The organism is Pseudoalteromonas maricaloris (assembly GCF_024746855.1).
Taxonomy (GTDB): Bacteria; Pseudomonadota; Gammaproteobacteria; order Enterobacterales; family Alteromonadaceae; genus Pseudoalteromonas; species Pseudoalteromonas maricaloris.
This window is the reverse complement of sequence record NZ_CP024625.1, coordinates 1385350-1399287: the sequence shown is the minus strand read 5'-3', so window position 1 is coordinate 1399287 and position 13938 is coordinate 1385350. Positions and strand designations below refer to the sequence as shown.

Below are 13938 nucleotides of genomic sequence, written 5' to 3'. Positions count from 1 at the left end.
ACGCACAAATTTGCCTTGTATTAAGAAATAACTTCTGGCTAGAGTGATACTTCGCTTTTGAATTTAGTGATTTTAGTGGATTAACTTACTTCTTATCCCGAGTTCAGGTTAGGTAGTAATTGATGAACTATCAATCACGATTGAGATTATACTTTTTCATCTTCTCAACTAATGTTGTTCGGCGAACGCCCAAGATTTCAGCTGCGCGAGCAACCACATAGTCGTAGCGCTCTAAAGCTTGAGTGATCAAATCAATTTCAAGCTCTGCTAAATATTCTTTTAACTCTATCCCCTCGTCCGGCAGTAAGCCAACATTCGATGCTTGCGGCGCAAAATCTTCCGCGACCATGTCCTCTTCGTCGTCACTAAAGCCATCGCTAAATAGCTCATTGAAGGCATCTTTTTCTAGTAGTTCTTCTGGATATTCAGGCTCAAATGCTTCGACTTCTATATAGCGGTATTTTTGTGGTAAATCCGTCACATCGACAACCTTGTCTGGGAACATAATCACCATTCGTTCCACAAGGTTTGCAAGCTCTCGAATATTCCCAGGCCAAGCGTGCGACTTTAAGCTGTCTACGGCTCTATCCGTAAACTTAACCGAATTGCCCGTTTGTTCATTTACTCTACGTGTTAGTTCTTTTAGCAGTAGCGCAATATCTTCCGCACGCTCGTTTAGAGAGGGGTTTTCAATAGGGAATACATTGAGTCTATAAAATAAGTCTTCGCGAAACTTGCCATCTTCAATCATGGTTTCAAGATTACGGTGCGTCGCGGCAATCACACGAACATCCGCCTGAATCGGCTTTGTGCCCCCGACTCGTTCATAGGTACGTTCTTGCAAAACTCGTAACAATTTCACCTGCATTTGCAGTGGCATATCACCGATTTCATCGAGAAAAAGCGTACCGCCTTGCGCCAGTTCAAAGCGCCCTTTTCTGGCTGAAATCGCGCCAGTAAACGCGCCTTTTTCATGACCAAAAAGCTCGCTTTCTAACAGCTCACCAGGGATAGCACCACAGTTAACTGGCACAAATGGTCCCTGCGCACGTTTAGACAATAAGTGTACGTTACGAGCAACCACTTCCTTACCGGTTCCTGATTCCCCCAAAATAAGGACATTGGCGTCGGTTTTGGCCACTTGAGAAATCAAGAAACGAACGTTTTTAACCGCTTCGGTTTCCCCAACTAAACCATCAAAGCTCTTATTTAGTAGCTTGTTCTCTTTATTTGGAAGCATACGTAAATATTGCTGACAGTCATGTAGCAATTGCATCGTGACTTCTTGCCCAAAGGGTTCGGTGATAAGCCCTATTACATTCGGTAATGCAAGTAGCGGCCTGAGCGTTTCACCTATTAATAAAAACGGGACGGCGGGATGAGATTTTATCAACGCTTCGTGTGTTAAGCTTTGCAAAGCGCCTAGCACAAAAATTGGTTCTTGGTTGTTATCAAGGATCTTGGGCTCATAACGCTCTTCGGCCAGCACTTCATTTGCTTGACCGACAAAACTAAGTGCCGCACCTAATCCGATCGCTCTTTTGTTGTTGTTATCTAAGATCAAGACCATTGCTTGAGAACCAATCTACTTAAAATTCTTTAATAGTTAGATTGTAAGAGAGATTAAGGGGGATGCAATACCTAAGTGGCAACTTTTTGACATTAACGCCAAAAAATCGCCACTAGAGCTGTTCTATATCAATACTTTGGTATTAATTTATAATAAACCTAGTACCGATGATGCAGACTGATTAGCTTGACCACGCAAAGCAATAGAAGCTTGCGATAAAATATCGTTGGCAACTTGATCGCTCACCGCTTGCGCGTAATCGGTGTCTTGAATTCGACTTTGGCTCGCCGCAATGTTCTCACGTTGGTTACTTGCAGAGCGAATTGTACTAGATACCGCATTTTCAAATGCGCCAAGCTCCGCGCGTTGGCTGTTTAAATCCTCAGAGACTGTATCTGCCGCATCAATGGCAGCTTGTGCGCCCGCCTGCGTCGAAATGTCCACACTCAATATTGCACTGGCAAAACCGCCATCAGTCTGCTGTAGCGACTGAGTGGTATTAGCGTCGGGACCTACCTGAAAACTACGAGACTCACCGTCAAAAATTTGTGCGCCACCAAATGTAGTGTTTTCAAACGTTTCGCTGATTTGCGTTTGCAACTGCGATACTTCCTCTTGCAATGCTTGACGGTCACTATCTGTCAGCGCCCCATTACCGGCTTGAATCGATAATTCTCTAATTCGGGAAACCGCATCATTCACACCAGATAATGCCGAGTCAGCAGTTTGCGAATACGAGATACCATCATATGCGTTACGAATAGATTGACTGTAGCCGTCCTGTTGAGACGTCAAACGATTAATGATCTGCAAAGCCGCAGCGTCGTCTGCAGCAGAATTAACCTTCTTACCAGAAGCCAGCTGTTGATTGAGTTTATTAGCAGTCTGCTCCGTACGATTAAAAAAAGCAGTACTTTGTGATTGGATTTTCATATATACCCCCATTCACTATCATTAGGTTAAATCTACGCTATTGTGAGCAAAAAGTCACCATAGCCGTTAAATTTCCTGCAATGACTGGCATAAATACTGCAAAACACATAGAAGTGATATAAAGTATTGAGTAGTAGCTAATTTATTGTATCGGTGAGATATCTAGAGCAGTTTCGATACTCGATACTGTAAAGTTTTGATTGCACCTGTAGGTGGACACCCTATGTTTGATAATAAAACCATTTTAATAACCGGCGGCACAGGCTCTTTTGGCAAAAAATATGTAAAAACTTTGCTCGAGAGATACAAGCCTAAAAAAATCATTATCTTTTCTCGAGATGAGTTAAAACAGTTTGAGATGCAACAAGAGTTTAATCAACGCTGCATGCGATACTTTATCGGAGATGTACGAGATAAAGATAGGTTACGAAGAGCAATGCAAGGCGTCAACTACGTCATTCATGCCGCTGCATTGAAACAAGTTCCTGCTGCTGAATATAATCCTATGGAGTGTATTAAAACCAATATTAATGGGGCTGAAAATGTGATTGAAGCCGCTTTAGATAATGATGTAGAAAAAGTTATCGCACTTTCTACAGATAAAGCAGCAAATCCAATTAATTTATACGGTGCTACGAAGCTCGCATCAGATAAACTTTTCGTCGCTGCGAACAATATTGCAGGTGGACATAAAACTCTTTTTTCCGTTGTCCGTTATGGCAATGTTGTCTGCTCCAGAGGCTCTGTAGTTCCTGTCTTTCAAAAGTTCATTGATGAAGGTAAAGATCACATTCCTATCACACACCCTGAAATGACCCGTTTTTGGATAAGCCTGCAGCAAGGGGTTGACTTTGTACTAAAGAATTTTGAGCGGATGCTAGGTGGTGAAATCTTCGTTCCAAAGATACCTTCCATAAAGATTACGGATTTGGCGACCGCGATGGCCCCCAACTTACCGCAGAAAATTATTGGTATACGTCCAGGCGAAAAACTTCACGAAGTAATGTGTCCTGCAGACTTATGCTTTGATACTTTTGAATATGACGATCATTTCGTTATCGCTCCAGGTATAAAGTTCAGTAGTCGAAGTAACGACTTTACGATCAACGCAATTGGCGAAAAAGGCCACCCTGTTAGTACTAACTTCGAATTTAACTCTCTCGATAACCCTGATTATATGTCTGTTGAAGAAATATTGGCATTTAACATTGAGGCAATTAAATGATCCCATATGGCAGACAAGATATTAATCAAGATGATATAGATGCTGTCATTGAAGTTCTAAAGTCAGACTGGCTAACCCAAGGTCCTAAAGTTCAAGATTTTGAGTTAAAAGTTGCGCAACACTGCAATGTTGAACATGCTATCGCATGTAATAGTGCTACTTCAGCTTTGCACATAGCGTGCTTAGCATTAGAAATCGGTCCAGATGATATCGTTTGGACATCACCAGTCTCATTCGTAGCAAGTAGTAACTGTGCCCTATATTGCGGTGCAAGCATCGACTTTGTTGATATAGACACCCAAACGGGTAATATGTCGATTCAAGCTTTGACAAAAAAACTTGAGCAATCAAAATCTGAAAATAAATTACCCAAAGCTATCATTCCAGTGCACCTTGCAGGTCAGCCTTGCGATATGTATGAAATTGCTGAACTGTCGAAAAAATATGGATTTAAAGTAATAGAGGATGCCTCCCACGCTATCGGTGCGAATTACAAAGGGGAACCTGTAGGAAACTGTAAATACAGTGATATCTGCGTATTTAGCTTTCATCCAGTAAAGATTGTCACAAGTGCTGAAGGAGGCATGCTTACAACTAAGCATGGACAATTAGCACACAGAGCCAAGTCATTTAGAAGCCACGGTATTACCTCTGATCCAAAAGAATTACTCCAGCAAAGTCACGGTCCTTGGTATTATGAACAGCAATCTTTAGGCTTTAATTATCGACTGACAGATATACAAGCAGCTCTCGGTCTAAGTCAAATGTCGCGCCTAGAAGATTTTGTTACTCGGCGAAACCAGTTGGCTGAGATTTACAGTGATAATTTGCCTAAGCAGTTTTGCCATTTAACTCGGCTATCTAATCGTCGCTCCTCCTATCACCTTTATATCGTGCTGCTACCTGAAGGCTTGGACCAAAAATACGTGGTCACACATTTACGCGATAAGGGAGTGTTTGCACACGTCCATTATATCCCGATTCATTTACAGCCGTTTTACCAATCTCTCGGATTTAAAAAAGGTGATTTTCCCAATGCGGAAGCGTACTATAAACGTGCCATTACTTTGCCTCTACACCCTAATTTGACAACACAAGATATTGCTTACATCTCGTCCATATTGTCGGAGCTATTATGAAGTTAGCACTAGGTACCGTTCAATTTGGTTTAGATTATGGAGTGAGTAATTTTGATGGCAGACCGGGCACAGCAGAAGTGGCTCAAATTCTAGAGATTGCTGAAAAAAATAATATCAACTTGATTGATACTGCTATCGGTTACGGCAATAGTCATAACGTCCTAAACGATCATCATGTAGCCAAACGTGATTTCAATCTGATCACGAAACTTCCTCCGCTCAACAAAGCTTACTTCGAAAAGTCGGATGTAGACCATTACCTGCAATATATTGAAAGTGCTTTTGAGGAACTCGGCGCCGACTCTTTATACGGCGTGTTATTTCACCAAAGTGCAGATCTCCTAAAGCCCGGAGTAGAAGCAATCTGGCAAAGACTAACAGCCCTCCAAAGTGAAAAAAAAATTTCAAAGCTAGGTGTATCGATGTATGCCAATGCTGACTGTAAACAGCTCTTATCACTTTATCAGCTTGATCTAGTTCAACTACCATACAATATATTGGACAGATACTTTGAACAGACAGGATGGTTAGCTCAATTCCGACAACGAGGAATTGAAGTTCATGCTCGAAGTATATTTCTACAGGGGTTGCTTTTGATGGAATCTGACAAAGTACCGCCTTACTTCAAGCCTTGGATAAGCAACCTTGAACAGATTTCAAAACTCGCAGAGACCTTCAATACCTCCAAGTTAGTTATTAGCCTCGCTTATGTATTACAGCAAAAAGCGATAGATCACTGTGTTGTTGGAGTAAATAAGGCTCGAGAGCTTACTGACATACTATCAGCTTTTGAGAATGCGATTCACATAGCTTCAAGTGACTTGCCAGATTTGAGTGTGGATGATTTAGCGTTAACCAACCCCGCACTGTGGCCATAACGAATAGGAATTAAAATGCAAATGAAGACAAACCAGTCCCCACTAAAGCTTGCGTTCATTGGTGGTGGCAATAATTCAGCTGTCGGTTATGTACACTTTGCAGCCACTCAACTCGACAACAAATTCACCGTTGTTGCTGGTGCTTTTTCACGAGATACGGAACAAAACATTGCAACCTCAAATCGCTGGGGTATATCAGAGCAACGCACTTATCGTTGCTGGAAAGAGCTTATAAAAAAAGAGAAAAGTAACGTAGATGCCTTTGTTGTACTGACACCTACACCCCACCATATCGAAGTTCTCACAACTTTGTTGGAGCAAGATATACCCGTAATTTGCGAAAAATCATTAGTTTGCGGCCCACTTGAAATAGCAACTCTCGAGAAGACTTATAACGCCAGTAAGCACTTCTTAGCAGTTACCTATAACTATTCAGGTTATGCCATGATCAGAGAGCTAAAGCATCTGATTAAGCACGATAAGCTGGGAACCATACAGAAAGTTCATTTAGAGATGCCTCAAGAGGGTTTTCGTAGACCTCCAGATATTGCGGGGAAAGCTTCTAGCCCTCAGGCTTGGCGCTTACACGACAGCGAAGTTCCAACAATTTGTTTGGATTTAGGCGTTCATTTACATCACTTGTCCACTTACTTGCTCGACATTGAACCGAACGAAACCATAGCAGAATTTGCGAATCACTCGCAGTACCCAAATTTAGTAGATGATGTACATATGCTATTAAAATATCCATGTAATATTAAAGGTAGTATGTGGATGTCTAAGACAGCAATAGGACATAGGAATGGCTTAAAAGTGCGCATTTATGGTGAAAAAGGGAGTGCGTTTTGGTATCAACTCAACCCAGATGAACTTGAACTCAACTATAATGATGGCCGCAGAGAAATTTTGGACCGCGCTGGGCAATGTGAGTACGCAGGTCAATTTCGGTATAACCGTATGAAGCCAGGCCACCCTACCGGGTTTGTCGAAGCATTCGCTAACCTATACGCAGATATACACCACGAGCTATGCTTATATCTGGAAGGTGAAAAGAAAAGCAATGACTACGTATTTGGCCTAGAGCAAGCTAAAGCAGGTCTGTGCCTATTTAAAGCCGCCAAAGAATCTGTACACTCTGGTACTTGGGAAAAAATAGCGAATTAACATCGTTTCAATAGACCTTATTTATTCCCTAATCAATTTTAGGGAATAAATTTTCAGCCAATTGCATCAAACACTTCGCTCTTGAGTTCTGAATGAGCCATGCTTTGCTAACGACTTTTACCTTCGGTTTAGCTCTTCATACCACTAAAATAAAAATCACTTTCGGGATATCTCCCCCTTGCATAAGGTGTTGTTCAACCTATCTTTTGTAGCTCACCTTGTGCTGAACATAATAGTGCTTTTACATCGTGTAGCCTCAAAGCCAGCCGTAAACGTGCAATCGGCCTTCCAGTTTGTCCACTGTTCTGATTAGATAATAAGCTTGTTAATCAAACGGCTGTCAGGCAAGCCTAGTTGCTTAAATTCTCTATATATCGGAGCATAGTACTGAACCGCTGCGATAAACACCGGTGTCTGGGTTTTTGTCAGCACATCTGGTGCATAAACCGGTTTACCCATAAACGTGGTTCCAATTTTATTGGGGTCTGGATCAACAAAGTAAGCTAACTCGACTCTTTTGAAGTAGTTGCTATGCTCCAATAACAGGCGTGCTGTTTCTCCTGCCCCCCAAAGAGCAACAGGCACTTTGGAGTCCGCTAACGCGACGATATCATTCAGCCCAGCCAGCTCCAATTTATCCGCTAACAACGCCTCTTCATCAGCGCTTAACTCTCCGATACGCATGAGTATCAAGTCGTCTAAATAAACTACGTGTGCGCCAAGCTGCTTTAATGATTTATATAAACGCACAATAAGCACCAAATCATCACTGCTAATACGCTCTTCTTTAAAATCAAAACTTATCTGAAAATTACAAGCTTTCAGCTGATATCGATCAATTAGCTCGGCAAACGCACGAATTTCCGCTTGAAACTTATTTCCATCCGTGAATATGTATTTAACCGTAACGGCTTCGGCATTAGCACTGGAGTACTTTACAAGGTTTTCCATCACCTTATGTAAGCTGTTTTTACCCCGGATCTTGACAAACGTTTCTTCAGTCCCCGCATCTATACTCGTAAATATGCTAACTTTCTTAGCGAGCAGTAGCTCATAGATCGCTTTATTAAACACTACCGCATTAGTTATAACCCGGTTGCTTGATAGCGGTAATCGCTCCGTTGTCTGCAAAAGTAATTTAGAAAAATGCTTATCAGAGGTAGGCTCTCCCCCGCCCCAAATGCAAAGCGCTTTTTCACTCAGTCGTTGCTCATCTAATAATGCTTTTTGCAAAGCCAGTACGTCGTAAGCTGGCTTTTCTCCACCGTAGTAAGTATCGCTACAGTAGCTACATTTCAAGTTACATACTGAGTGATGCTCATACGATACCTTTGTAATTTTGCTAGATTCAATCGCCCCCCACTGTTTAAACTCTAGGTAAGGGCAACCATCGCAACCTGTCGGCTCACCCATATTGATATCTGCAAATAGCTTTTTCTTTGCATCCATTATCGTTTTTACTAGATTTTCGGATTGCTCTAGCTGCTCACTATTAACAATAGTTACGTCGCCACGCATTTCGTTGTCAACAAAGAAACGCTTACAGCAAGTACGAATTTCTTTTGGTGCAAGAAACGCGGAGTGATGTAAGTCTATACAGCTCCACTTTTTCCCTTCGTTTTCTTCTAGGAATTCATCTATTACTTCACTTCGGCGCTGCGCTGCGGTTTCATGCGTCATCATGGTATTAAGAAAGTGTTTTACTAACAAACTGTAATAGGTTTTGTCCAATGGTAGGCTATCAATAGGCACAGAAAAATCGTTAAGTTGTTTAAACGTATATTCATAGAGAGGCTCTCGAAGCTCCTTACTTGGCGCTTTTAAGAATATTTTCCGGATGCAAGTAGCAACCAACCCAATTACACCGGTTAAGAAAGCAGTATGCAGGCTTTGGTTCTTTGAAACTGATTTGAGGAGTGTGTGGATCACTGCATAAGAACGATAAAACCCTTTGATGTGAGACGTGCTAACCGAATTCACTATTGAACCAGGTCGTGGGGTTTTTAAATAGATAACTTCATCCAGTAATTTTACTTCCCTTGCATGCCAGTACACTAAAAAGGTAAAGTCAATATCTTCATGGAATCCACCAGCAAAGGACACCTGATGCTCTATCAATAATTGACGCTTGATCATCAAGTAAATTGCCGAATGATCCATTCTAAATTTTACGTATTTTTCTAACAACAAAGCTTTTTCATTTGTAAATTCAGGTTTATCAAACCGACCTTCAAAATGAAATGTCTCATTGTTAACGTTATCTTTTTTATATCGCCAGTCAAAAGCCACCACATCACAATTAACGGTTTCGGGATCAACAAATTGTATCAACTGCTTTAACGCTAGATCAGTCAATGCGTCATCACTGTCAACAAATAAAATCCACTCCCCTTTAGCATGCTCTATACCCAAATTACGCGCAACTCCCGGACCACTATTAGTCTCAGTCTGGAGCACATGCACAGCTTGATTGCGCTCTGCAAAAGCTGATAACAACGCAAAAGTACCATCCGTTGAGCAATCATCAATTACGATGATCTCAGCGAAATCTTCTAATTGAGTCACCAAACTTGCAAGACAAGCTTGAATATACTCAGCGCTGTTGTAAGTTGGTACTATTAGTGAAATCTTCATGCTATTACTCTCTAAAGTGCTTATCTACCTGACTAGCTGTATGTCTCTTTGACTTGCTGCCGGAGTACTTTTCCCATCGCATTTCGGGCTAAATTGTCACACTTTTCAATAATCCGAGGCTGTTGATAATCGGTCAATTCAGCGAAGCATAATTTACGTAACGCTTGCTCAAGGCTTTCTTCTTGTTGTGCTTTCGCCTGCTCGTAGACTACTTTAATGACTTCTCCTAAAGTAGGATCGGCAACGCCAAAAGCAACGCAATCAGTAACTAAGGGGTGACGTTTTATTACCTCTTCAATATCTTGTGGGTAAATATTGATGCCACCACTTGATATTACCTCTTTTTTGCGACCCACATAAAATAGAAAACCTTCCTTATTCAGGTAGCCCAAATCGCCTGTGTAAAAATAACCTGTATCATCATATGCAGCTTTTGTTGCCTCTAACTGTTTCAAATAACCTGAAAATTGAGTTGTAGTTTTACAGGCAATTTCTCCGACAACTCCGATTTCAACAGGCTTTCTGTGGCCGTCACAGATCTTTACATCAACAAATGGGAGAGGTTTACCTACACTGCCCTGATTTCCACCTTCATCATCGATACAAAAGTCCGTTACTACCCCCACTTCAGATGCACCATAGCATTCATGAAACTCGCAGCTAAGTAACTTTAATAACTTCCCTTTCGTCACTGTATTTAAAACAGCTGATGAAGACACAAGTATTCGGACGGAGGAAATGTCTTTGTTTTCGACACCTTGGGCAACTAACCCCTCTAGCTGTGAAGACACCGCAAACAGGAAACTGACTTGATACTGTTCGATAGCACCTAGCCAGCTTTGTAACTGAAACTTAGGTAAAATCACAGTTGTAGCGCCGAGCATTAACGGCATTAATACCCCCCGTTGGGCAAGGGAATGATAAAGCGGTGTTGCGACCAAAATGACATCATCTGACGTTAATTGATAGTAATTTATCGTTGCTGAAAACGCGCGTTCAATCTTACACTTTTGACTTAACACGATTGGTTTTGGTGAACCTGTTGAGCCTGACGTCATAGTCAAAATAAAGTCCAACTCAGGCGCTGCATCCGAGTATTCTTCGTCATGTTCTACATCGGTGAAAATATCTTCCCAACAACGTTCACCGAGAACGCTTTCACCTATAGTTATTACCTCATCTTCTCTCACAACCGCACTTTCCAGTAAAGTACGACTAACAGTGGGCCAACAAATGGCCATACTTACAGGAGTCTTCTTCAGCGCTATTTCTAACGCAGCTCCCTTTAGGGTTATTGGCAACGGTACCACAGCTAAACCCAATTTCGCAGCAGCTAGCAATACAACAGGGTATTCAATGCCATTGGGTGCAAACAATGCAATTCGCTGCCCCGGTGTTAGACCCTGCTCCTTAAAAAAACGACTTAAAATTAGGACGTAATTAAATAACGAGCGGTAGGTAACTTCCGTTCCGGAAAATACTACTGCTACCTTATCTGGCGACTTTTCCACATTTCGATGAAAAAGGTGGTATATATTAACCATGCTCGTTCTCTCTCGTTAACATTACATAATTAAACTTTTTAGGATCAGCTGATGGGAAAATTGATTGTGTAACCTGAAAATGAGGACTATCGACCTCAATAGCTTTGAAACCATTATGCTGATTCAGCAAATTAACAAATTTATTGTCTTTATGGATTACTGCAAGCCAAATACCATCAGGATATTCTTCCTCACAGAGTTTTAGCTGCCAGTTTAATGCCAACTGGACATACGCAAAATTAACCTGCTCAAGGGCTGAAAACCAGCCGCCATATAAGTATGTTTGCCCGTTTTGCTCTAGTGATTGGTGCCAAATATAGATGAGAGGATTACCATCTAACTCAACGACAAAGTTTTCACGTTGATTTTGATGCCACCACTTGTAGTGACCAAGTGTCGGGATAGCTTCCGTGATAGTCATTCTGACGTTATTATGTTGACTATTGCGGGCGTGTAAATAGCGATTAATATCAAAAAAGTCTACCATCCTAACGGTTAAATCTGCTGCTATAGGTAGATATTCACGTTTACAAAGTGGCTGTATTTCCGCTTCAGACTGTGTCTGTTGTGATAATAAATGACTTGAAACTCTAGCAGCTCCCCTGCCATCGACGCAAACTTTACTGTGGTTTCTGTACTCAGCTAGCTTGTCTGAATTATCAAGTAATATATTAATCAATTCAACGACTTCCAACGGATCACTAGATAAAAACTCAGGCAGATGTAAACAGTGCCCTAAATCATCCAACCAGCTCTGATTATGCTCTTGATTTTTAGCCATACTAAATGTTAGTGCAGGTGTTTTTGTTGCAGCAAGTTCATACAACGAAGTACCCAACGCACCAACAAATAACTGTGCTCTAATAAAGCTTGGGTACAAACTCTCTGGACTTCTGTTTATCTCAACTTGTGGATAAATATGCTGCAATGATATTATCGAGTCATAATTTGTTGCAGATGGTCCTAGGACAATTTCTATCGGCTGACATGGCCTAAGCTGACACACTAATTCAATTATAGGAGTCAATAACTCCCAATCCCCGCCACCACCGAGAGAAAATAGCAGATGAGAACGTTCTATATCTGCGCGCGAACTGTCGTGATATACACTTTCAAGTAAAGCATATTTAGGTCCCAAAAGCGTTTCACAGTCATGAGATACCAAATGATGATAATAAGCTTCGGTTTGATCTCCTCGCCATCTAATATCTATTAATGTATTGGCTAAATGTTCACGACCCAAATCATCTATTACAACAAGTTTAAATTGATCTTGAATTTGGCTTTCCCACTCTCTACCTAATAGATAAGAGTCAACAACGATAGCTTCAGCACCTACTTGGTAAGCGATAGATAAAGTTTGTTGGGCATCATCATATTCACTCGTCCCATGAGTAATTAGGGTGACGCTGTAGTTAATACCACTGATATAGTCACTCAGACAGTCATTTTCATCTAAAATGAAATGACTACCACAACCCCGAACACTAAGCTCCTTAGCCAAATTCAAACATCGTTTTAAGTGGCCAATTCCTTGAGTGCTGTTAACACGAAAAACAAACATCAAGACCTCAAGATTACATCAATGAGGCCACCCACTGTCGCTGAGTCTGGTCTCAACATTTGCTCAGGTGTTAGGCGAACCCCAAAATCGGTTTCGATCTGCATTACCATTGATAACATTTCAAATGAGTCTAATAACCCGGACTCCATAAAATTAAAACCTTGTAGCTGTTCACTCTTAACGGCTACACCACGAGCTAATAGAAAGGTCTGAAAAAATTCAAGTAGCTGAGTTTCGCTAGGCATTAACAAAAATCCTCCCATTTAAGCTGAGTACCTGCAGGTAAAGACTTATTTACTCGTCGCCCGATAAGCGATGGCAAGTGCTTTGGTTGAATTTCGCCTCCACCTGGGCGCATTTGTCGCAAATGCATATCAGACAGCGTTTCACCCGATTTAACGTCCTTAATAAGGTAAACACAACGGCGCTTTTGACAAGGAGTATCTGGGTAATGTACTTGCCCCATTGCTTTCTCGATCTGTCTTACTCCATGTACAAGGTTTTGTAATTCTTCTGGTGTCATTGAGAAAAAGCTATCTGCAGTTTGATCATTTTTATCCATTACAAAGTGCTTTTCGATAACACATCCACCCACAGCAACCGACGCTAAAGGCACATCGTTCCCTAGTGTATGATCTGACAAACCAACAGGAACCGAAAAAGCTTCTCGCATATGCGGTATTGTTCTTAGATTAATACTATCAGCAGGTGCCGGATAAGTACTGGTACACTTTAACAGGCATAATTCAGTGACACCGGCATCTTTTGCTACTTTTACTGCGTCTGCAATTTCAGGCAGCGTCGCACCGCCAGTAGACATAATCACAGGCTTGCCGGTTGCGGCAACATCACGAATAAGTTGATGATCAATCAGCTCTGGAGACGCAATTTTATATGCCGGCGCATCAAGTTGTTCTAATAAATCAACAGCTGATTTATCGAATGGTGAAGAAAAGCAAGTAATCCCTATTTTTTTAGCTAATTCAAAAAGTTCAGCATGAAACTCCCAAGGCATGTACGCATGTTGATAAAGATCGTATAAATACTGCCCCTTCCACGGCCCATCTTTAATAAAAAAATGTGGTAAGTCACACTTCATTGTAAGCGTGTCGGCACTATATGTTTGTAATTTAATTGCATCGGCACCCGCTTCCTTTGCCGCATAAACCAACTCTTTGGCTCGACTTAAGCTTTGTCCATGGTTTGCTGACATCTCAGCAATAATATAATTTGGGTGTTGATGTCCGACTAGACGCCCATCTATTTTAAGCTCTTGTTTAAACATAT

General features: G+C 41.4%; 11 protein-coding genes. 4 read left to right on the top strand and 7 right to left on the bottom strand.

Features of this window, described 5'->3' with window-relative positions:
- Positions 1-130: 130 nt before the first annotated feature.
- Together CTT31_RS05925 and CTT31_RS05920 are read right to left on the bottom strand one after the other, a co-directional pair.
- Positions 131-1570 (bottom strand): sigma-54 dependent transcriptional regulator, encoded by a 1440-nt coding sequence (locus CTT31_RS05925; RefSeq protein WP_039492533.1) that lies wholly within the window; start codon positions 1568-1570, stop codon positions 131-133.
- Between the two features lie 147 nt (positions 1571-1717).
- Positions 1718-2503, bottom strand: a complete 786-nt coding sequence (locus CTT31_RS05920) for a flagellin N-terminal helical domain-containing protein (RefSeq protein WP_039492535.1) — start codon at positions 2501-2503, stop codon at positions 1718-1720.
- A gap of 223 nt (positions 2504-2726) precedes the next feature.
- On the opposite strand from CTT31_RS05920, the gene pseB reads away from it, so the two are divergent.
- The 4 genes from pseB to CTT31_RS05900 are packed head-to-tail and all read left to right on the top strand — an operon-like array spanning position 2727 to position 6909.
- Positions 2727-3728, top strand: coding sequence for a UDP-N-acetylglucosamine 4,6-dehydratase (inverting) (gene pseB, locus CTT31_RS05915; RefSeq protein WP_039492537.1), 1002 nt, complete (start codon positions 2727-2729; stop codon positions 3726-3728).
- Positions 3725-4867, top strand: coding sequence for a UDP-4-amino-4,6-dideoxy-N-acetyl-beta-L-altrosamine transaminase (gene pseC / locus CTT31_RS05910; RefSeq protein ID WP_193521537.1), 1143 nt, complete (start codon positions 3725-3727; stop codon positions 4865-4867). The genes pseB and pseC overlap by 4 nt, the downstream gene beginning before the upstream one ends.
- Positions 4864-5745, top strand: coding sequence for an aldo/keto reductase (locus tag CTT31_RS05905; RefSeq protein ID WP_211859544.1), 882 nt, complete (start codon positions 4864-4866; stop codon positions 5743-5745). Before pseC ends, CTT31_RS05905 begins: the two co-directional genes overlap by 4 nt.
- 15 nt (positions 5746-5760) lie before the next feature.
- Complete coding sequence (locus CTT31_RS05900) at positions 5761-6909, top strand: Gfo/Idh/MocA family protein (RefSeq protein WP_223193695.1); 1149 nt, start codon at positions 5761-5763, stop codon at positions 6907-6909.
- A gap of 309 nt (positions 6910-7218) precedes the next feature.
- Here CTT31_RS05900 and CTT31_RS05895 read toward each other — a convergent pair whose 3' ends face one another.
- From CTT31_RS05895 to pseI, 5 genes are read right to left on the bottom strand one after another with little or no spacing between them, the layout of a single operon-like run.
- Entirely contained in the window at positions 7219-9543 is a 2325-nt protein-coding gene (locus CTT31_RS05895; RefSeq protein WP_045989530.1) for a glycosyltransferase, read from the bottom strand.
- A gap of 32 nt (positions 9544-9575) precedes the next feature.
- The gene (locus tag CTT31_RS05890) at positions 9576-11087 is read right to left on the bottom strand and encodes a class I adenylate-forming enzyme family protein (RefSeq protein ID WP_211859542.1); all 1512 of its coding nucleotides are present in this window, start codon (positions 11085-11087) and stop codon (positions 9576-9578) included.
- Positions 11080-12651, bottom strand: a complete 1572-nt coding sequence (gene pseG / locus CTT31_RS05885) for a UDP-2,4-diacetamido-2,4,6-trideoxy-beta-L-altropyranose hydrolase (protein WP_260492176.1) — start codon at positions 12649-12651, stop codon at positions 11080-11082. The genes CTT31_RS05890 and pseG overlap by 8 nt, the downstream gene beginning before the upstream one ends.
- Positions 12651-12896: a phosphopantetheine-binding protein gene (locus CTT31_RS05880; RefSeq protein WP_211859540.1), complete on the bottom strand. Its 246-nt coding sequence runs from the start codon at positions 12894-12896 to the stop codon at positions 12651-12653. The genes pseG and CTT31_RS05880 overlap by 1 nt, the downstream gene beginning before the upstream one ends.
- Entirely contained in the window at positions 12896-13936 is a 1041-nt protein-coding gene (gene pseI, locus CTT31_RS05875) for a pseudaminic acid synthase (protein ID WP_211859539.1), read from the bottom strand. The genes CTT31_RS05880 and pseI overlap by 1 nt, the downstream gene beginning before the upstream one ends.
- Positions 13937-13938 lie beyond the last annotated feature (2 nt).